The following is a 21,257-nucleotide window of genomic DNA, read 5'->3' on the forward strand; positions in this document are numbered from 1 at the left end:
TGATCCGGCGCGTGCGGGTTCGCAGGATGATCTCGCCTTGGCGCGCTGGGAAGACAGTCCATTTTCGCCGCGTCCGTCTTTATCGTCTTTGCCATGCCGGTCATCGCTCATGACCGCCTCCTGTCGGGCTGTTACGCCTCGGGCGCAGTCGCGGGTGCCGTGTAGCGCCGCCGAACGGCATCGAGCACCCGTTTGCGGCTCTCGTCCGCCGAAAGCTTGCTGTCCTTTTCCGCCTCGGCGGTTTCGCGGGCGAGGTCCTTGTCCCTGATCTGGTGGCGGAACCATTTCGAATAGTCGCCCGCGCGCAAATGGAACTCCCAGGTCTTGTCGTCTATGCCTTCGGCCATCTGAGCAAAGATCATCAGATTATGGGCCCTGAGGTTCATCGCATCGTCGGGATCGCGGAAATAGAAGCTGCCGGTCTCATCGAGTTGACCCTCGGCGTATTTGCGGCTGTGGCGCTTGAGAGACTGGCGAGGTTCTATGACCTTGACCGTCGTGATTTTTTTGCGCGCCCCCGGCCGCCAGAACAGAACCCGATCGCCCTTGGGCGTGGGAATGTCCTTCGGCGGCTCGATGCCGGTCTCATGGCAGAAGGTCTTCACCACGTCCTTAGCCTTCGGGCCAAGGGCGATGACGGCCGTCATCAGACGCAGGGCGTCGGTCGAAATCGCCTCGGGATGGACGGTGATCAGGATCGTGGCCGGCAATTCCAGGGAGAGCACGGCGCGGGTGTCGTCGCGCCGCTTCGGAAGAAGATGGTGCGCTTCGTCGATGACCAGCCAATGCGGCCTTGCGGTGCGGCGACGGAAACTGCCAAGGCCAGGCAGCAGGTCGGCAAAGAAGTCAGGCCGTTCGTTGACACGCAGCGCCAGCCCGTTGACGACGACATTGCTGTCGGCCTTGGCGATCAGGTCGAGCACCTGTGCCTTTGTCGGCGCGCTCGATGCATCCCCCAGCCGAACGGCGCCCTCGAGGCCGTCATAGTCACCCTCCGGGTCGAAGACGCAAAACTGAAATCGGCTGTCGACGAAGCGTTCTGTCAGCGCGGTGGCCAAAGTGGATTTGCCGATGCCCGAACTGCCGGCGATGAGCACGCTTTCGGTCGGCGACAGATAGATGTCGTCGCCACCGGACGATCCCAGGACAATCCCGTCGTGACGTTTCGGCACGATCCCGTGGTCGCTTTTGATCAGCTTGACGATCAGTTCCTCGACGCCTTTGCCGCGTGCACCGCGCGTGACCAGGTCCGCGGTGCTTTTGACCGCGGGAATGGCATTGTCTACCGCAACGCTGCAGCCGCAGGCTTTCAGGAAGGCGTGATCGTTCTCGGCGTCGCCGATACCCACAACATTGTGCGGCGACAGGCGAAGGTCCTCGAGTGCTGCCGCCAGCCCGGTGGCCTTGTTGACGCCGCTCGGCAGGATCATTACCGCGCCCTTGTTGAAGATGATCTCGAGTTCGAGCCCCATCTGCTTGATGACCTCGAGCACGGTCGCCTGATGCGGTTCCCAGGTGGCGACGATTGACCGTCCCACCGAAAGCGGCTTCACCCCCTGCTTTTTCAGCCTGGCGACGAATTCGGGCTCCGGCGATGGTGAGATCGCCCGCTCTTCCTCGCTGGCCGGTGTGTAGATCAGGGCGCCGTTTTCGGCGACGACCTTGTCGAACAGGCCGACATCGGGAAACACGCGCTTAAGGTCGGGCAACTCGCGGCCGGTGACCAGAAGCAGTTTGCGGCCACTTTTCTTGAACCGCTCCAGCGCGGCGAGCGTCTTGTTGGAGACCGTCCCGTCATGTGCGAGGGTCCCATCATAGTCGGTCGCCAAGGCAATGAAATACATTGCGATGACCTCAGTAGCCGCCGACGATCGGCAGGATCTCGCCGGTGATGTAACTTGAGCAGTGCGGGGAGGCGAGGAACACATAGGCTGGAGCCAGTTCCTCCGGTTGGGCCGGCCGTTTCATCGGCGTGTCGGCGCCAAATTTCGAGACGTCGTCGGCTTCCTTGTCGGACGGATTGAGCGGCGTCCACACCGGGCCAGGCGCGACCGCGTTCACCCTGATGCCCTTGGCGATGAGGTTGCCCGAAAGCGCTCGCGTGAAGGCATGGATGCCGCCCTTGGTCATCGAATAGTCGACCAGCTGCTTCGAGCCTTCTATGCCGGTTACCGAACCAGTGTTGACGATCGCCGAGCCCGGCTTCATATGCGGCACGGCTTCCTGCGCCATATGGAAATAGCCGTAGAGATTGGTCTTCAGCGTCGTGTCGAAATGTTCTTCGGTCAGGTCGCTGAAGTCGCTGGAATGGATCTGGAAGGCGGCGTTGTTGACCAGCACGTCGATGCGGCCGAATGCTTCGACCGTGGTCGCCACGGCATCGTGGCAGTCCTGGCGTTCACTGACGTCGGCCTTCAACAGGATGCAGCGCCGGCCTTCTTTTTCAACAGCGGATTTTGTGTCTTCGGCGTCTCTGTCCTCGGCCAGGTAGACGACCGCGATGTCGGCGCCTTCGCGGGCGAACAACACCGCCACCGCGCGTCCGATGCCCGAGTCGCCACCAGTGATGAGAGCCACCTTCCCTTCGAGTTTCTTTGATCCGACATAGTAGGGTGCATCGTAGAGCGGAGCGGGCTCGATCGCCGCTTCATGCCCGGGTTTCGCCTGATGTTGCTTGGGGAAGGGCGGCTCGGGATAGGTCCGGGCGCCTGCCTGCATGGCGTGCTCCGCCTTTCCGTTGCGCTTCGATTTGTCCTTGGCATCGATGCCGCGCTGGATATGGCGCTGCTTGGCGGCTTCACCGGCCGTTTGTGACTTCGTCTGCATGATCGTCTCCTCGGCTGAAGAAAGTTCAACGCGCGGCAGACCGGCGGGTCTGCGCGACGCATAGGCTTGTCAGAAGGTATCGTCGCCCGTCCGTGTCAGTCCTTGACGTAGGCGCCGGGTTGGCGGCCCGACCTTGGAGCCTTCGCGTCCTTCGAGTGCTCGGAGATCGCCGGACCCGCGCCGGATGTCTTCTGTGTCGCGGGGCTGGGCGTCGCCTTGCGAGGCGGGTTCTGTCCTTCTGACTGATGTGTCTCTTCATTTGTCTGATCCGCCGGTCGCGTAAGCCCCATTCCACCTGCCGGCGGCTTGTTGCCCGCTGCGTCAGACGAGAAATCATCGTTCGGATCCGGGCCGGTCCTAGCGGGATACTTCCGTGCGCCGGTTTCATATTCGGTTCTGTCGCGTGCCATGGCGTCCTCCATGTTTGACTGAACGGAAAACAGCCGCCGGGCGATCAGGTTCCGAACAAACGGTAATGGTCACCCCTTTTCGCCAACGGTCGCATCGCCCTCCGCGTGCGACAGTTGCCAAGTACATTGGATCGGGTGACGTCATCATCCGGCATGCAGACGGGCGATCGCGAACGACGTTTGCGCGCTGCCAACCTCGCGGCTTTTTCAAAGGCGGCTCCGCGGGAGAAAAAATCTTTCCCGATTTCGGCACACGGCGACCGTGAATTCCTTTTGTTCGGCAGCAATGTCTATAAAAACTATGGACATTGGCGAACTGGTTCGAAAAGATCACAGGGCATCCATCATGACCAATCCGGCCATTGTCGGCTTCTCCGGCAACTTCACGCGGCCCTCCAAGACCCGTGGCTTCGTGGACCATATCGTGACGGAGATCGCCGGACGATACGGCCTCGCCGCCAATACCCACGACATCGTCGATCTCGGTCCCAGCCTTGGCAATGCCAAAGCCACGCGCGACTTGGACGTACAGGCTCGCGCCATCCTCGAGCGGATCCTGGCCGCCGACGTCCTGGTGGTCGGCTCGCCTACCTACAAGGGCAGCTATACCGGTCTGTTCAAGCATTTCTTCGATCTCGTCGATCCGGCGGCCCTCCGGGGCAAGCCGGTGCTGTTGGCGGCGACCGGCGGCGGCGATCGCCATGCATTGATCGTCGAGCATCAGCTGCGGCCGCTCTTCGGCTTTTTCGAAGCCTTTGCGCTGCCGACGGCCGTATACGCCTCGGAGAAGGATTTCGCTGATGGCGTGCTGGCATCCGAAGCGATCCGGGCCCGCATTGGCCTCGCCGTGGACGATGTCGGTGTGGCGCTGTTCGGCCGGCAGCACGCCAGGATAGCCGCCGAGTAGCGTGCTCGGAACATATCCAGCTCCGACCCCTGGCGCGCGCTGGAGCGCTTGTCTGAAGCCCCGCCGTTGAACGCGCCTGTGCGCCGCAGGGTGACTTCCATTGCACCGCCTGGCCGCCCGGTCGCAATCAGCGGACGCTGATGCTCCGCATGCACGGACGACCACGCCCGAAGATTATCCGCTGCTAAGACCGGAGCATAGCGGCGTGCTCTTCCGTCAGAGGCCGAACCGGTCCTTCACCCGGCCCGAAATGATCGCCGCCCTGACGCCAAGCGGCCAGAAGCGGTGGAGCCGGATTGGCTTCAGTCCCGATATCGGCATCGGGAAGGGAGTGGTCTCGTCGCCGCGCAGGCGGTTTGGCAGCGCATTGCCCATCGCCGAGGCCATGGCAACACCGCGGCCATTGTAGCCAAGGCAGATCAGCACGCCGTCTTCCGGCTCATGAACGTGCAGAAGATGGTCTTTAGTGATCGCAACCCGGCCGTTCCAGCCATGTGTCCACCCCGTTCCAGCAAGCGCCGGCCAGAGCCGTAGCGCATAATCGGTGAGATAGCGGATGGCGGAAGCATCGCCGATGGGCCTCATCGGTCCCCGTCCGCCCATGAGGAGCCGGTTCTGGGCGTCGATGCGGTAGTAGACGGTGATGTTGCCGGCTTCGTAGACGACCGGTCTTTCGGGAAGAATTGCATCCGCGACCGTGGGCGACAGCGGTTCGGTCGCCGCGATGGCGCTGAACACTGGAACCAGCGACTGCTCTAGGCCCGGCCACAAGTTTCCCGTATAGCCGTTTGTCGCGACAAGGACCTTCTCGGCGCTGACGGATCCGTTTGCGGTCTCGAGGACCCAGCGCCCGGCCTGCCTGCTCAGCGAGAGAACCTCGCTGCCGCCAAATATCCGCGCGCCGGCCTTCCGCGTGGCGGCCGCCAGGCCAAGCGCGTATTTCGAGGGATGGAGGTCGCCGCCCCGAGCATCGAACATGCCGAACATGTATCTGTCCGTGCCGGTTCGCGCCGCCATCGCCTTTGCGTCAAGCAAGCCGACCGGCATCCCACGCCGCTCGCATTGGTTGGCCGTGGCCCGCACCGCGGCCGCCGGCTTCGGCCGGATGGCCGCGCGTATGGTGCCGTTCTGCCGGACCTCGCAATCGATCGACAGGCGCTTGATTAGGTTGAAGGTGAAATCCGGAGCACCGTAGGAGAAGTCGATCATCCGCGCCCCGAGCTCGGGGCCGAACATCGCTTCAATCGTGTCGGGATCGTATTTGAGGCCCGGATTGACCTGGCCGCCATTCCGGCCCGACGCTCCCCATCCCGGCTGATAGGCATCGAGCACGCAGACGTCGTCGCCGGCTTCCGCCAGATGCAGGGCGGTCGACAGGCCGGTGAAGCCAGCACCGACGATGGCGACCCTCGCCCGCCGCGCGCCGGCAAGGGAGGGGTAATTGCCGATGCTGCCAGCCGTATCGCGATAGAGGCTCCGGGGCGGGCTGCTTTCGTTCATGGACGGAGGCTTTCACGACAAGGCGGCCGGCTTGAGGGCACGATAGCTCTCAATGGCCGATATCCTGCACGCGCGGCAGACCCAGACTTTCGTGTTGGATACGCCAGCAATCCTGCATGCTTTCGGGAGGTCTCGACATTTACAACAGGCCTGCCGCCCGTGGCATGTCGTATGAGGAGCCAATTATGTGATCGCGCGTGCGACGGATGACGTCCTGCTATCGCAATCAAGTTGTTTGTACATGCTTGTACATGTAAATCGATCTGATAGTCTCTGCGCCAAGGAGCGGCCAAGGAGGATCACATGCGCAACGCTTCTCTTTTCGACCTCTCCGGCAGGAAGGCGCTTATCACCGGCGCCAGCCGTGGCATTGGCCGCAGCATCGCCGAGGCGCTGAGCGCGGCCGGCGCCGACGTCGCGGTCACGGCCCGTAGCCTGGACTCGCTTGACGGGACGACGGCGGCCATCCGCGCGGCCGGCGGGGTTGCGCACGCCATTGCGCTTGACGTAACCGATGTCGGCCACTGCCGAACGGCTGCTGCCGAGGCAGATCGCCTGCTTGGCGGCCTCGACATTCTCGTCAACAATGCCGGACTGGAAGAGGTCCGGCCCTCGCTCGACGTTGACGAGCCGCTGTGGGACCGGATCGTCGACACCAATCTCAAAGGCGCGTTCTTCTGCGCTCAGGCGGCGGCACGGCAGATGCGGGACGCCGGGCGGCCCGGCGCCATCATCAATCTCTGCTCGTTGACTTCAGAAGTCGGCATTCCGACGGCGGTGCCATACGGCTCGTCCAAGTCGGGCCTGCTCGGCATGACCCGGGCGCTGGCAGCGGAATGGGCGCAGCTTGGCATCAGGGTCAACGCCATCGCCCCAGGTTATTTCAGGACAGCGATGACAGAGGTGTTCTACGCCAACGAGGCGTGGCGGCAATCCATGCTCGGCAAGATCCCGCAGCATCGTTTCGGCGATCTGCGCGACTTGCACGGCGTCGCCGTGTTCCTTGCTTCGGACGCCTCAGCCTACATTACCGGCCAGTCCATTCCGGTGGATGGCGGTTTCCTCGCATCGATCTGAGGCGGCTCGCCCAGTTCGGGAACAAAGTCTTCCGCAATGTGACCGGCCGGCGCATTGCTCTGAACAGAAGGAGCACCCCATGTCCGACATCAGCTTCCACGATCTGTCATCCCTAGATACCGCGCAACGGGCCGGTCTGCTGAAACGCGCCGAGGGCGATCTGTCGGCCTTCGTCGAAAAGGTCCGCCCGATCATCCAGGCCGTCAGGGAAGAGGGTGACGCCGCCCTGATCCGCTTCGCCAGGGAGTTCGACAAGGCCAATGTGGCGGAAGGCGGACTGAAAGTGTCGGAAGCGGAGTTCGACGCGGCCTTCGACAAGGTCGAGAAGGATGTCGTGGAGAGCATCAGGTTCGGCATCGAGAATATCAGGCATTTTCATGAGGAGCAGAAGCCGGAAACCATGTGGCTCAAGGAGATCCGGCCAGGCGCCTATGCCGGCGACAGGTACACGCCGATCGCATCGGTCGCGCTCTACGTGCCGCGCGGCAAGGGCGCCTTTCCGTCGGTGACGATGATGACGTCGGTTCCGGCTGTGATTGCCGGCGTGCCGCGGATCGCGATCGTGACGCCGCCAACCCCGGATGGGTCGGTGGACGCGGCCACGCTGGTCGCCGCTCGCCTTGCCGGCGTCGGGACCGTCTACAAGTGCGGCGGCGCTCAAGCCGTTGCCGCCGTCGCCTACGGCACCGAGACGGTGAAGCCGGCACTCAAGATCGTCGGCCCGGGCAGCCCCTGGGTGGTGGCGGCCAAGAGCGTGCTGTCCTCGATCATCAATACGGGCCTGCCTGCCGGACCGTCGGAAGCCATCATCTTTGCCGACGACAGTGTCGACGGAGGCCTTGCCGCGCTCGATCTGCTGATCGAAGCCGAGCACGGGCCGGATTCTTCAGCCTATCTGGTGACGCACAGCCGCAAGGTCGCCGAGGCAGCACTTGCTGCACTTCCCGACCACTGGTCGCGGATGACCGAACAGCGTGTGGAATTCTCGCGGGCGGTGCTGACCGGAAAGCGCGGCGGCATCGTGCTGACGGCGTCGCTGCAGGAAAGCTATCGCTTCATCAACGACTACGCGCCCGAACATCTGGAAATCCTGTCGAAGGAGCCGTTCGCGCATCTCGGCCCCATCACCGAGGCGGCCGAAATCCTCATGGGCCCGCATACGCCGGTCACTCTTGCCAACTTCGTCCTGGGGCCGAATGCGGTGCTGCCGACCAGCCGCTGGGCGCGAACCTATGGGCCGCTTTCGGTGACGGATTTCGTCAAGCGCTCCTCGGTCGGCTATGTCACCTCGGCCGCCTATCCGGAACTGGCGCAGCATGCTCGCCGGCTCGCCCGCTACGAGGGGTTCAGCTCGCACGAAAACGCGGTCTCGGAGATCCGCGACCGCTATCTCGCCGGTTGAGCGGAGACGATCGCGATGAAGGCGGCACGACTTTATGGACAGGGCGATCTGCGCGTCGAGGACATCGCCGCGCCAGGCATTCCCGATGGCGGCTGGGTAAAGCTCAGGGTCGATGCCGCCGGCATCTGCGGTTCGGACCTGCACAATTTCCGCACCGGTCAATGGATAAGCCGGTCGCCCTCGACGGCCGGCCATGAGTTGACCGGCACGGTGATCGCCCTGGGCGAGGGGGTCGATACCATCGCCGTCGGCGACAGGGTCGTCGCCGATTCCCGTTTCTGGTGCGGAGACTGCGCGCAATGCCGTGCCGGCAAGCGGCAACTCTGCGTCACGCTGGGCTTCGTTGGTGAAATCTGCGACGGGGGTTTTGCCGAACAGGCGGTATTGCCCGCACGTCTGCTGCATGTAATCGACGCCAGCCTTGACGAGCGTGTCGCGGCGATGGCCGAGCCGCTTGCCGTCGCGCTGCACGCGGTGCGGCGTCTGCCGAAGACGGCAGGTTCGGTTCTGGTCGTCGGCTGCGGGCCGATCGGCGGTCTTGCCGCGCTGTTGCTTTCGCGAACCTTCGCCGGCACGGTGCTTGTCGCCGACCGCAACCAGGCGCGCTGCGCCCGCGTGGCGCGGGTGACGGGCGCCACGATTGTCGGTCTCGACCGCGATGCCCTTGCAGCCGCTACCGCCAGCGTCCCGCTGCTGGCGGCCGTCGAGGCGACCGGCAGCGTCGCGGCGTTCGGCCAGCTACTCGGCGTTCTCGATCCTGGTGGCGCGATAGCGATGGTCGGCATCTTCCATGGCCGCCTCGACATCGACCCCAATGTTCTTGTCGAACGCGAGATCGCGTTGCTCGGCTGCCATGCTTTCGCGGACGAATTGCCCGACGCTGTGCGGATGCTGGGTGAACTGAGTGAACCGCTGCTGGCCCTTGTCGATTGCGAGATCGGTCTGGACGACATTCCAGCCGCCTATGAGCGGCTGTTGGCGGGAAGCAGCGATGGCTTGAAAACAATCATCCGCATGCGGCAACCTGCCGGAAAGGGTTTTTGAAATGATCGATTTGCCCGACACGGCAAGCCCCCTCTACGAGAAGGTGAAGGACTACATCCTGACCAACATCGGGACGGGCCGGTGGGGCAAGGACCGCAAGCTGCCGTCCGAGAATGAGCTGGTGGCCTCACTGGGCGTGTCGCGGATGACGGTTCACCGGGCCCTGCGGGAGCTGACCTCGGCGGGATTCCTGATCCGGCTGCAAGGTGTGGGAACATTCATCGCGCCGCCCCGGCCGCAGTCGACGCTGATCGAGATCAACAATATCGCGGCGGAGATCGTCGAGCGCGGCAACAGCCATCGTTCCGAAGTTCTCGTTCTCGAAGCGATGATGCCGACCAAGGAACTGGCACTGTCGTTCGAGTTTGCGAAGCGGGTTTCGATCTATCACTCCGTCGTTGTCAATTTCGAGAACGACTTGCCGGTGCAACTGGAAGAGCGTTTCGTCAATCCGGACCTGATCCCCGACTACGACAAGCAGGACTTCACCAAGACCGCGACCTATGACTACCTGATGCAGAAGACGCCGGTGACCGAGGTCGAGCATATCATCTCCGCGATCCCGGCTGACAAGGAGACGGCACAGCATCTCGGCATCGATGTCGGCAGTTGCTGCCTTCTCCTGCATCGCAGGACATGGACGGGGGCAGTCGTGGCCACGATCAGCAAGCTGACCTATGCCGGCAGCCGCTACTCGCTCGGCAGCCGCTACTCGCCTTCCAAAGCGAGCTGAAGGCGACGAGCCAATGCAAGCCGCCGAGCTGGATCAACCTGAAATTTGAGTCCCTCCAACTTGTATATGCATGTATGTATTTCAGCCTTGACATCCGCTGCCGCTGCCGCTGAAATATGTTAGCGCTTCAACCATGAAGTGGCGGGCAAGACGCCGAGGCACAGTGCCGCAAGAGCAGAACCCCGCAGTCTCACCAGACCGGATGCCTGGGTAAAAAGCGGTCTGATCATCAAGGGGAACGAAAGATGACGCTTAACCTAGCAGGACAATTTCGCGCGCTCGTGATGGCCGCCGCGATCGGGCTCGCCACCGCCCCGGTGGCCCACGCAGCCGATGCTGCCATCCCGACGACACCTGAAGCTGGATCGTTCAAGATAGGCATCGAGCCGTGGCTTGGATATGGCCAGTGGCACGTCGCCGAGGCCAAGGGACTGTTCAAGACAAACGGTCTGTCGGACGTCCAGATCGTCAATTTTGCCGAGGACAAGGATATCAACGCGGCGCTCGCAAGCGGCCAGCTCGACGCCGCCAACATCGCCACCCACACGGCGATGGGCATGGTTGCGGCCGGTCTGCCGGTGAAGATCGTGCTGCTGCTCGATGTCTCCATGACCGCCGACGCCATCGTCGCTGGCAAGGATGTCACCTCCATCGCCGATCTCAAGGGCAAGCAGGTCGCTTTCGAGGAAGGCACGACGAGCGACATCCTGCTCAAATACGCGCTGGCCAGGAACGGCATGTCGGTCGCCGATATCCAGCCGGTTCCGATGCCGGCCGCCGACGCCGGCGGCGCCCTGATCGCGGGCCAGGTGCCGGTCGCGGTCACCTACGAGCCGTACCTCACTGTCGCCATGGCGCAGAACAAGGACGTCAAGCTGCTGTTCACCGCCGGCGAGGATCCCGGCCTGATCAGCGACGTGCTGGTGGTGCGCGATGAGGTGATTAAATCGCGACCCGGCCAGGTGCTGGCCATGATCAAGAGCTGGGACGCCGCGCTCAAGGACTATAACGCCGACACCCCCGGCGGCCGCGCCATCATCGCCAAGGCGGTCGGTTCCGACGTCAAGGACCTCAACACCGCTTTCGACGGGGTGCGCTACTATTCGCTCGCCGAAAACAAGACGGCGCTCACCGGAGAGTTTACCACCAAGACATTCGCCGATGTCGAAGCGGCCGCCAAGAACGCCAAGCTTCTGCAGGCCGATGTGACGCCGGAGCAGATGATCGATCCGTCCTTCGTCAAGGCGGCGCGGTGACGAGATCCGGATCGCGGTGGTAACGCGGATGTCCGGAGAGCCTCCCGCGAAAACCGGCTTGGCCCGCCCGGCACGAGCGCCCGCCGCAAAACAGGCAAGGCGACGCCGGTCCTCCGGGATCGGCGTGCCCATCGCCCGGTCGCGTTTCCTGGCGATAGCGGTGGCCGTCTTTGTCGGCCTTGGCCTCGCCTGGTGGGCGGCGACCGGGCTGGGATGGGTGAAACCCATCTTCCTGCCGTCGCCGGGCAGCGTTGCGACCCAGATCGCCAAGCTCGCCGCCGACGGCACCTTGTGGCTCGACCTCAGGGCCTCGATGTACCGCATTTCCATCGGCTTCCTCCTCGCCTCGGCACTGTCCATACCGATCGGGGTGCTGATCGGCAGTTTCCGCTCCTGGGAGGCGGCCATCGAGCCGCTGGTGGATTTCATCCGCTACATGCCGGTTGTCGCCTTCGTGCCGCTCTCCATCCTGTGGGCTGGTACCGGCGATACCCAGAAATTCCTGATCATCTTCATCGGCACTTTTTTCCAGCAGGTGCTGATGATCATGGACAATGTGAAACGGGTTCCCACCGACTTCATCGGCCTTGGGCGCACGCTCGGGCTGCCGGACCGCAAGATCCTGACGCGCATCGTCGTTCCCAGCGCCTTGCCGGGCATCTGGGACACGCTGCGCATCAGCCTCGGCTGGGCATGGACCTGGCTGGTGCTGGCCGAACTCGTCGCGGCGACATCCGGCCTTGGCTATCGCATTACCGTGTCGCAGCGCTATTTCCAGACAAACACCATCATCGGTTACATCCTGCTGCTTGGCGTGCTCGGCCTCATCACCGACCAGGCCATGAAGGCCCTGGAGAAGGTGCTGTTCCGACAGGAAGGCCACCCGCAATGAGGAACCGCCGGTGACTGTTCCCAAATTGCGCATCGCCGGTCTCGACAAGAGCTTCGGCACCGGAGAGCGGCGCACGCAAGTGCTGCGGGACATCAATCTCGACCTCGCCGACAACGAGTTCGTCTCCCTCGTCGGCACGTCGGGCTGCGGCAAGAGCACGCTGCTGTCGATCGTCGCGGGACTGCAGGATTTCGACGCCGGCGATCTCAGCATCGATGGCGCGCCGATCCTGCAGCCGGGCCTCGACCGTGGTGTTGTCTTCCAGTCCTATACGTTGCTCCCCTGGCTGACGGCGCGGCAGAATATCGAGTTTGCCCTGAAGGCCGCCGGCTATGATCGCGCCGCCTGCCGCGAGATCGCGCTCGAGCATCTCGACCTCGTCAAGCTCACGCAAAGCGCCGATCGCTTCCCGTCCGAACTGTCGGGCGGCATGAAGCAGCGCGTCGCTATCGCCCGCGCTCTCTCCTATCGCCCCAAAATGCTGCTGATGGACGAGCCCTTCGGCGCGCTCGATGCCTTGACCCGACACCAGATGCAGGAACTGCTGACCCAGATCTGGGAGGAGCACCGGCTCACGGTGCTGTTCGTCACGCATGACGTGGAGGAGGCCGTTTATCTGTCGGACCGCATCGTCGTCATGGGGATCGGCCCGGGACGCATCATGCAGACCTTCAACGTCGATATCGAACGCCCGCGCCGGGAAGAGGTCATGGAGACCCCGGCCTTCATGGATTTGCAACGCGGCGTGCACAAGGCGATCCGCGAGGCGTCGAGACGTCCCGAAATGGCGTGACGCCAGCAACCTTCGTCGGCCCCGCGCCAGCCTTGGCGGCGTGCTGCAACAGCGCAGCGGGTCGCTCGGCGTGTTGATCGCCGCGATGCTGCTGGGCCTGATAGCGGCAAAGCCACGTCCTGACGCAGGAACTCGTTGGCGGCCACGTCCTGGGATCTCGCAAATAGGTCTTGTCGGAGGCATCAGGCAATCCGTCGGCTCGCACCCTGCCGGCACCGGTCACGTCGCTTTGCCGACCGAAGCGTCCGTTCCCATTTCTTCCTCGGAAATGTCGTCGAAGGAAGCGTAGTTCATGTTGTAGAGGCGGGCGTAAAGACCTTTTCTCTTCATCAACTGTTCATGGTTGCCGCTTTCGACGATCTCGCCATTCTGCAGCACGATGATGCGGTCGGCGCCCCGTATGGTCGCCAGCCGGTGCGCGATGACCAACCCTGTGCGCCCTTCGAGCAGCTTGATCAATGCCTTCTGGATCAGCATCTCGGTGTAGGAATCGATGCTGGCGGTGGCTTCGTCGAGCACCAGGATCTTGGCGTCGGCCACCAGCGCCCGTGCGAAGCTGATCAGTTGGCGCTGGCCGAGCGAGAGATTGCCGCCGCGCTGCTCGAGTTCGGTGTCGTAGCCGTCAGGCAGTTGCTCGATGAAGTCATGCGCGCCGACGGCCTGTGCGGCGCGCACCACCTCTTCGCGGCTGGCGCCGGTCTTGTGATAGCGGATGTTCTCCAGCACCGTGCCGGAGAACAGGAACGGCTCCTGCAGCACCATGGCAACCTGATCGCCGAGCGAATCCTGCGTCAGGTCGCGCACGTCATGGCCGCCGACCAGGACCTCACCCGACCAGACATCGTAGAAGCGGTGCACCAGCGCCATCGAACTCGACTTGCCTGATCCGGTCGGTCCGACAAGCGCGACCGTCTCGCCTGGACTGACGCGGAAGGAGATGTTCTTCAGCACCGGCTGGTTAGGCCGGTAGCCGAAGGTGACATTCCGGAACTCGACCGAACCGTCCATGTCGCGCGACAGCGCCACCGCATCTTCCTTGTCGCTGACCTCCACGGGCACGTCGAGCACTTCTGAGATGCGCTGGCCCGACGCCATGGCGCGCTGCATGACGCTGTATTGCATGGTGAGCGAGCGGATCGGGTCGAAGAAGCGCTGGATGTAGAACAGGAACGCCACCATCACGCCGATGTCGAGACTGTGCGACAGCACCATCGACCCGCCGACGACGATCACGGTCGCCATGGCGATGCCGGTCAGTGTGTCTACGATCGGCACCATCACCTGCGCGTATCGCGCCGACCGCAGATGGGCGTTGAGATTGGCCAGCACCTTCTCGTCATAGAGATCGAAATTGACGTGCTGGCGCTCCAGGCTCTGCACCGTACGCACGCCGTGGATGCCTTCGGCCAGCGCCCCGTTGGCGATGGAGTTGGTCTCGTGCGCGGCCATGAAGGCGACCTTGGCGCGCGGCAGCCAGAACAGGCGCACGATGAACAGCGCCGGCATGGTCGACAGCGTCAGCAGCCCGAGCCGGAAGTCGAGCCACAACAGGACGGTGACGATGCCGAAAAGAAGCACGATGTCGCCAACCGACATCACGGACGTCTCGAGGAATTCCTGCATCGAATTGACGTCGCCCTGCAGGCGCGACATCAGCCGGCCGACCTCGGTCTTGTCCATGAAGCCCAGAGAGACCCGCTGCAGGTGGCTGAACATGGCGCGGCGCAGGTCGGACAGCACGTTCTCCGCCACCTTGCCGACGACGCTCTCCTGGACATGGCTGGCGGCATAGTTGATGAGGATGATCGCGGCAAAAACGGCGATCGCGGTGATCATCACTGAACGGTCGAGCCTGCCTGGCGCCATGCCGTGATCGATGGCGTAGCGGATGACCAGCGGAATCGCCAACTGCGTCAGCGTGAACACCAGCACCGCCGCGACCGAGATGAAGATCCGGCCCCCATATGGTCTGACGAAGCTCCAGATGCGCCTGACGATGCGCGGATCGTAGGCCTTGCCGAAGACCTCTTCCTCATCGCGGTGCGAGCCGACGACGGCCTTGGTCGGGCGTCGGCTTGTGTCTTCCTTCTCGTCGTCCTGTGTCGACATCAGGCGGCTCCCTCGAGCCGATCGTCGTCCGGCCGCAACTGCAGGTCGTAAAGCGCGCGGTAACGACCGTCGAGCGCCAGCAATTGCTCATGCGTGCCGCGTTCCGCGATCCGGCCGCCCTCGACGAACAGGATCTGGTCGGCATGCATCAGCGAACTCAGCCGATGCGAAATGATGAGCGTCACGCGATCCCTGGCGAAGCGCTTCATCGCCACCCGGATCCGCTGCTCGGTGCCGGCGTCGACCGCGGCCGTGGAATCGTCGAAGACCAGCACCGATGGTCTTAGCATCAGGCTGCGCGCGATGGTCAGGCGCTGCCGCTGGCCGCCGGAAAGCGAGGCGCCGCGTTCGCCTACGACCGTGGTGTAGCCGGCCGGAAGCCCGATGATGTAATTGTGCAGCTGGGCATATTCGGCGGCCTGGCCGATGCGGGTCTCGCGCGCCCAGGGATTGCCGTAGGCGATGTTGTTCTCGATCGAGGTGGTAAACAGGAACGCATCCTGCTGCACGACGCCGACCGCCTTGCGCAGCGATTGCAGCGTGACCTTGCGGATGTCTTGTCCGTCGATGGTGATCGCGCCCGAGGTCACGTCGTAGAAGCGCGGGATCAGATGCGCGATGGTCGATTTGCCGCTGCCTGGCGGCCCGACGATGCCGGCGGTTTCGCCGGGCCTGGCTTCGAAGGAAACGCCGGAAAGCGTCGGACGCTCGCCCGCGCCCTCATAGCGGAAACCGACATTGTCGAAGCGCAGCACGCCCTCGGTGATGACGAGCTCCCTTGCGTCGGGCGCGTCCTCGATGTCGAGCTCCGCGTCGAGCAGTTCGAACAGCCGCGTGCCGCAGGTCGAGGCGCGCGCGAAGGAGTTGACCATCAGGCCGAGCTGGCGCACCGGCATCTGCAATATCGTCATGAAGGTGAGGAACTGGGCCAGCGTGCCGACGCTGATCTGACCCGCGATCACCTTCTGGCCGCCGAACCAGAGCACCAGGCCCATGGCGGCAAGGAAGGAAAAATTCATGGCGCTGGTGTTCGAGACGCGGATCTCGACGCGCTCATTGGCGAGGTCCAGTGCGTCCCGTTTGGCACGGTCGAATTTTGCCAGTTCATGCCTTTGAGCCGCGAAGGCGCGCACGACACGGATGCCGCCGAGATTCTCGTCCATCACTCGGCTCAGCACCGACAGCCGCTCCTGCAGCGTCAGCCAGGTGCTGCGCAGTCGGAGCTGCGTCACCGATGAGCGCCAGGCAACAAACGGCACGAAGCTGAGGCTCAACAACCCGAGCACGAGATCGGTGCTGATCAACAGATAGGCGCCGACACCGATCAGCACGCCAAGCAGCACCACGCGCAGGATACCGGTCGAAAAGAACATGCGCACGCCGTCGAGGTCGAGCAGCCCGAGGGTGATGAGATCGCCGGTATGGACCTTGTCGTGGAAGGAAAAGCTCAGCCGCTGGATCTTCTCGTAGAAAGCGAGCCGCAGCTCATAGCCTGTCCGGTGGCCGACGGCCTCGCCATAGTAATTCTGCGCCATGGTGAAGAGGCCGCGCAGGATGCTGACGACCAACAGCGTCAGCGCCGTATTCCACAGCGCCTGCTCGGCCGCGGTGCCGGCACCGGCCGCCATCACTCCTTGCGCCTGGTCTATGGCGCGCCCCAGGAGACGCGGAATGAAGAGCTGCAGCGTCGCCGCGATAAAGGTCGAGATGAGGGTGATGGCAACCTGCCAGGGATGGCGCAGCGTCATGCGCACGATGCGCAGCAAGGTGCTGAGGCCCTTGCCCCAGGAGGCTTCCGCCACATGGGCAAATGATTTGCCGCGCCTGGCCGCGCTGGTCGCATCCGTGTGCAAGGAAATACCCAGACCGATCCGGGCATTAGCCCGAACGAATGTAGCAGACTCAATCAGATAGCGCGATTTTACGCGCGTCCGACCTGCCCGTTCAAGGGCCAATGGCGGCATCGCACTGTACCTGAACGGCGAGATCGTGTCGCAACTCGCCGCTGGTCTGCCGCCGGTGATCGATCTCGCGCCGTTCCGGGCGGATAGGTTCTGATTGTTCAAAGCCTGCCGGACCAGCAGGAATCCGTTCTCGCATGAGGGAAACCGACGTGATCGCAAATACCGACACCCGCGCCGTTGAACCGGTCGATCCCCAACGCGCCTACGCCGTGCTGGTCTGCGATCTGATCGGGCTGCGTTTCGATGCCGACGGAAAGCCCGACCCTTCGGAGGTGCGTGCGCATATCGAAGCCAAGGGCGGCCGCTTTCATGCGGCTGTGCTTGGCGACAAAGCAGGGCTTGAGCGTGGCCGCGTGCATTTCTTCTATCAGCCGGACCTCAGTACCCGCGAAGAGCTGATCGAAGTCGCCGGCGATGGACGCTATGATGCCGTCATCGCCGCCGCGACCTTCCTGCCCGCCGAAACCGTCTTTCCGCTCGCCGGCGTGCGCATCGGCGCCGGCACCGGCAATATGGGCTCGCATTCCTGGGGCGGCGGCAGCGGCGAGGGCGGTACGGCCGTGCTGATGAATACGCCCGGCATCAACAGCCGCGCCACGGCGCAGATGGTGATGAAGGCGATCCTGAAAGTGCTGCCGGATCTCCCGGTGGACTTGCTTCACAACCGGGTGGCGCACGGCGCCTTCGACACCGGCAGGGAGCTGCGCGATTTCCCGACCGAAAAGCTCGAAGGCAAGACGATCGCGATCGTCGGCTACGGCAATATCGGCCGCGAGGTCGCCAAACTGGCCCGGGCCTTCGGTATGCGCGTGGTGATCCACGCACGGCCCCGGCATCGGGACTGGATTGAGGCCGAAGGCTTTGTCTATGTGGCGGACCTCGTCGATGCGGCTGATGGTGCCGATGTGTTGAGTGTTCATGTCGGCCTGGGTAAGCAGGATGCACAGACCGGCCGCTACGCCAATGCCGGGCTCATCGGCGCGGATGTCCTGTCGCGCATGAACAGAGGCGCGGTGCTGATCAACTACGATCGCGGCGAGCTTGTCGACGTTGCGGCCCTCGGCGAAGCCTTGTCCTCGGGCAGGGTGCGTCATGCCGCCATCGATGCCGACCTGTTCAAGGATGCCGCGACCGGACGCCTTTCCGGGCCGATGCTGCCCTATCTCGGCCTCGTCGAGAAGCATGGCGCCAGGCTTGAGCTCCTCCCGCATGCGGCAGCCGATACGGATCATCCCTCGCGCGTCGCCGGCGCCAAGCAGGCCGTCGACCAGATCTTCGATGTCATCAGCCGAAAGTCGGTGACGAACGCAAAAGGCAGCGTGCCGCCGGCCTATCTTTCCCTTGGAGCAACCACGCCTCCAGGCATTGGACCGGTGACCTCCGGCCAGCTCGTGAAACTGACCGCTAGCCAATGTTCCGAGCTGGCGGATCTCTGCGATCGCCAAGGCCGGTTGTGGAAGGCTCTCTCCGATACCTCGCCTGCCGAGCGAGGCGCCGTTGTCGCCGAGCAGGGCGAAGACCTTGTCCGGTTGATCGACCGCTTCTGTCTTCTGGCCGAGAACCTCAACCTCAGAGGACCTTTCCAGCGATAAGCCGGAACTCAGTCTCGGGGACCCGCCACCATCCGGGCGACCCGCGTCATGTCCGCGCTCATCTCGCGGTCGTCGTCGAGCGGGCTGACGAGCGCACGCACGGCGGCATAGGTGCGCCGTGGTCCTTCGCCCATGCTGGCGACGACGCCGCGCAACTCCACGCCCGTCGCCGCGAAGATCAGCTCCATCGCCACGAGATAGCGCAGGCGTTCGACAATCTCGGCTGTCTTGGCAACCACCCGTGGTGCCATCGACGACTGATCCTCGATCCCATCCGATACGGCAAGCGGGCTGAGCGAAATCGGATTGGCCAGATGCCGGATCTCGGCTTCCAGCGCGGCAAGCGGTTTCTGCAATTCGGCGTAGCCCTGGCGGCTGCCGCCCCTGGCCGACAGGAAGCGCGGCAGTTCCGCCACGGTCGGCGACATCAGCTTCATGCAGCGATTGGCCGTGCCCACGGCGCAATGCGCAAGCGCCTGGCCGAGTTGCTCCCAGGCTAGCGTCATCGCGGTGAGGTCGAAATTGCCGTTCGAGACGACGCGTCCGTCCTCAGGTAGGATCACCGGGTTGTCGCCGGAATGGGTCAGTTCGATCTCCGTTGCCAGCTTTGCCTGTTCGAACGCATGCAACAGGCCGCCCCATGCCTGCGGCACGCAGCGATAGCTGAGCGGATCCTGAAGCCGCCGCGCGGCGTTCTCCTTCCACAGCCCGCTTCCTGCGAGTTCCGCCCGCAGCCGTGCCCCGATCTCCCGCTGGCCGAACGCTGGTCGCGCCGACAGCGCAGCTTCATCGATGGCGGTGAGTGACGAGCGGAACGCTTCGTGGTTGAGCGCCACCGCGGCCAGCGACCAGTCGATGAGGTGGGCGACATCCTCCAGGCAGAGGCACGCCGTGCCGGTCGACAGGCTGTTGGCGACGATGATGGCATGGCCGTCCTTCTCGCGCAGGTCGAGCGGTTCGAGCCCGGCCAGCGCGAGCGCCTCGGCCGACGGCATGATCCTGCCCTGGAACTCCGTCTCGCCGTCGCCGCGCAGCGCTCGCGCCATGTGGCCGAGATGGGCGAGGTCCGCAGCTCCGATCGATCCCCAGGTCGGGATCACCGGATGAACGCCGGCGTTGAGTGCCGCCACAAGGCCTATCACCACGCGTTCGGAAGTACCGGTGCCGCCGGCGGCCATGCCCGAAATGCGCGCGGCCATCAGCGCGCGGACCGCCTCGGTCGGAAGGGCCGGGCCGACGCCCATGCTGTGGCTGAGCGGCACGCTGTGCTGGAAGGCGATCAGATCGGCCTGCGCGAGCGGGGTGTCGACACAGGCGCCAAGGCCTGTGGTGACGCCGTACATCGGCTTGCCGAGTTGCGTCAGCTGCTCGATGAGCGCGCGGCTCGTCCGGATCCGGCGTATCGCCTGCTCGCCCAACATCAGCCGCGCATTGCGCCGCGCGATCTCGGCGACATCCTCGACGCCAAGCGGCTTGGCGTCGAGGAGTATCATTCGGGCTGTCATGTCTCGCCTGTATCCCGTGACCGTCTGCCCGGGCCGACGGCGCGGCGGGCGTCACCGTTTGTGGCGGCTTACCGGCTGGTCCGCAAGCCATTGCGGTTGTGACAGCAGCGGCGAGGGGAGCTTCAGGTGAAATGCAGGTTTCGACAGGTCACCTCGCGAGGGCGTCGGGCACCACCACCAGCTTGCCGACGAAATCCTTGGCGATGAAATCGGCTTGCGCGCGGTGGAAATCGGAGAGTTTGTAGACGCCGCCGACAAGCGGCCGGATCTTGCCCTCTTCGATGTAGCGAACGATACGGCGGAAATCGGCGCGCGTGCCCTGGCTCGAGCCGTGCAGCTGCAACTGTTTCAGATACATGGTCCTGAGATCGAGCTGGACGACCGGACCTGCGATCGCGCCGGCCGTGGTGTAGCGGCCCTCGGGCCTCAGGATGCGCAGCAGATCGTTGAAGATGGCGCCGCCAACGAGGTCGGCGACCACATCGATCGGCTGGCCGCCGGTCGCCTCGGTCACGGCTTGCGGCAGGTCAGCGACACCACGGGTGATGACCGCCTCTGCGCCGATGTCGCGCACCGCCTTTTCCTTGCCTTTGCCCACGACAGCAAAAGGAATGGCTCCGCGAGCCCGCGCCAGTTGCACGATGCCGGAGCCGACGCCGCCCGACGCGCCGGTGACCAGCACGCGCTCGCCCGCCTTGAGGTTGGCCCGCTCCAGCATCTGTTCGCCGGTGAGATAGGCGCAGCAGAAGGTGGCGAGTTCGACGTCGCTCAAAATGGTGTCGACAACATGGGCGTTGTCGGCCGGCACGGTCTGATACTCGGCATAACCACCGTCGCGGCCATGGCCCATATAGTCGATGTCGGCCAGTGAATCGTCGTCGTGGTTGTAGATGGAGAAATCGACCATCACCCGTTCGCCGATTCGATCGGGCGAAACGCCTTCGCCGACGGCAACGATGGTGCCGACAGTGTCGGTGCCCTGGATGCGCGGGAAGGTCAGCGTGTTGCCCTGGCGGCGCCATGTCGAAACGGCGGCCGCGTCCTCTTCCGTGCCATAGGCGCCCTGGCGCACCCAGACATCGGTATTATTCATGCCGCAAGCGGTGACTTTCACCAGCACTTCACCTGGCGCGGGCGCAGGCACTTTCACGTCGGTTCGGTAGACGAGCTTTTCCGGTCCGCCGTGCCCGGTGAGCAGCACGGCGGCCATGGTGGCGGGGAGGGTTTTGGTCATGGCATTCATGGGT

General features: G+C 64.0%; 16 protein-coding genes. 9 read left to right on the forward strand and 7 right to left on the reverse strand.

Translation table 11 applies throughout. From position 1 onward, the window contains the following. Positions 1–131: 131 nt before the first annotated feature. The gene (locus AC3CB8_RS13095; RefSeq protein ID WP_352595145.1) at positions 132–1,844 is read right to left on the reverse strand and encodes an HAD family hydrolase; all 1,713 of its coding nucleotides are present in this window, start codon (positions 1,842–1,844) and stop codon (positions 132–134) included. 10 nt (positions 1,845–1,854) lie between these two features. Next, the gene (locus tag AC3CB8_RS13100) at positions 1,855–2,826 is read right to left on the reverse strand and encodes an SDR family oxidoreductase (RefSeq protein ID WP_352546886.1); all 972 of its coding nucleotides are present in this window, start codon (positions 2,824–2,826) and stop codon (positions 1,855–1,857) included. Between the two features lie 756 nt (positions 2,827–3,582). On the opposite strand from AC3CB8_RS13100, the gene msuE reads away from it, so the two are divergent. Then, positions 3,583–4,143, forward strand: coding sequence for an FMN reductase (gene msuE, locus AC3CB8_RS13105; protein WP_023794687.1), 561 nt, complete (start codon positions 3,583–3,585; stop codon positions 4,141–4,143). A gap of 216 nt (positions 4,144–4,359) precedes the next feature. Here the strand turns inward: msuE and AC3CB8_RS13110 are convergent, their stop codons facing one another. Then, entirely contained in the window at positions 4,360–5,643 is a 1,284-nt protein-coding gene (locus AC3CB8_RS13110; RefSeq protein WP_352562931.1) for an NAD(P)/FAD-dependent oxidoreductase, read from the reverse strand. Positions 5,644–5,946: 303 nt separating this feature from the next. Between AC3CB8_RS13110 and AC3CB8_RS13115 the strand changes: the two genes are divergently transcribed. From AC3CB8_RS13115 to AC3CB8_RS13145, 7 genes are all read left to right on the forward strand, one after another. Then, the gene (locus AC3CB8_RS13115; protein ID WP_352562932.1) at positions 5,947–6,720 is read left to right on the forward strand and encodes an SDR family NAD(P)-dependent oxidoreductase; all 774 of its coding nucleotides are present in this window, start codon (positions 5,947–5,949) and stop codon (positions 6,718–6,720) included. A gap of 79 nt (positions 6,721–6,799) precedes the next feature. Next, positions 6,800–8,122: a histidinol dehydrogenase gene (gene hisD / locus AC3CB8_RS13120; protein ID WP_023771223.1), complete on the forward strand. Its 1,323-nt coding sequence runs from the start codon at positions 6,800–6,802 to the stop codon at positions 8,120–8,122. A gap of 15 nt (positions 8,123–8,137) precedes the next feature. Next, positions 8,138–9,166 (forward strand): zinc-dependent alcohol dehydrogenase, encoded by a 1,029-nt coding sequence (locus AC3CB8_RS13125; RefSeq protein ID WP_352562933.1) that lies wholly within the window; start codon positions 8,138–8,140, stop codon positions 9,164–9,166. A gap of 1 nt (position 9,167) precedes the next feature. After that, positions 9,168–9,899, forward strand: a complete 732-nt coding sequence (gene hutC / locus AC3CB8_RS13130; protein WP_023771221.1) for a histidine utilization transcriptional repressor HutC — start codon at positions 9,168–9,170, stop codon at positions 9,897–9,899. A gap of 245 nt (positions 9,900–10,144) precedes the next feature. Next, complete coding sequence (locus AC3CB8_RS13135; protein WP_023782347.1) at positions 10,145–11,155, forward strand: ABC transporter substrate-binding protein; 1,011 nt, start codon at positions 10,145–10,147, stop codon at positions 11,153–11,155. A 28-nt stretch (positions 11,156–11,183) separates the two neighbouring features. Beyond that, on the forward strand, positions 11,184–12,047 hold the full coding sequence (locus AC3CB8_RS13140) for an ABC transporter permease (protein WP_023771219.1): 864 nt from the start codon (positions 11,184–11,186) through the stop codon (positions 12,045–12,047). Between the two features lie 10 nt (positions 12,048–12,057). Next, entirely contained in the window at positions 12,058–12,840 is a 783-nt protein-coding gene (locus AC3CB8_RS13145) for an ABC transporter ATP-binding protein (RefSeq protein WP_015319092.1), read from the forward strand. Between the two features lie 219 nt (positions 12,841–13,059). Here the strand turns inward: AC3CB8_RS13145 and AC3CB8_RS13150 are convergent, their stop codons facing one another. Next, a complete protein-coding gene (locus tag AC3CB8_RS13150; RefSeq protein ID WP_352562934.1) occupies positions 13,060–14,949 on the reverse strand; it encodes an ABC transporter ATP-binding protein in 1,890 nt (629 codons plus the stop codon). Next, complete coding sequence (locus AC3CB8_RS13155) at positions 14,949–16,802, reverse strand: ABC transporter ATP-binding protein (protein ID WP_352562935.1); 1,854 nt, start codon at positions 16,800–16,802, stop codon at positions 14,949–14,951. Before AC3CB8_RS13155 ends, AC3CB8_RS13150 begins: the two co-directional genes overlap by 1 nt. Before the next feature lie 245 nt (positions 16,803–17,047). Between AC3CB8_RS13155 and AC3CB8_RS13160 the strand changes: the two genes are divergently transcribed. Further along, positions 17,048–18,505, forward strand: coding sequence for an NAD(P)-dependent oxidoreductase (locus AC3CB8_RS13160; RefSeq protein WP_245276075.1), 1,458 nt, complete (start codon positions 17,048–17,050; stop codon positions 18,503–18,505). Positions 18,506–18,513: 8 nt separating this feature from the next. Here the strand turns inward: AC3CB8_RS13160 and AC3CB8_RS13165 are convergent, their stop codons facing one another. Continuing rightward, on the reverse strand, positions 18,514–20,010 hold the full coding sequence (locus tag AC3CB8_RS13165; RefSeq protein ID WP_023771214.1) for an HAL/PAL/TAL family ammonia-lyase: 1,497 nt from the start codon (positions 20,008–20,010) through the stop codon (positions 18,514–18,516). 148 nt (positions 20,011–20,158) lie between these two features. Continuing rightward, positions 20,159–21,253 (reverse strand): alcohol dehydrogenase family protein, encoded by a 1,095-nt coding sequence (locus tag AC3CB8_RS13170; protein ID WP_023782344.1) that lies wholly within the window; start codon positions 21,251–21,253, stop codon positions 20,159–20,161. Between the last annotated feature and the right edge of the window lie 4 nt (positions 21,254–21,257).

The organism is Mesorhizobium sp. P160927 (assembly GCF_057766385.1).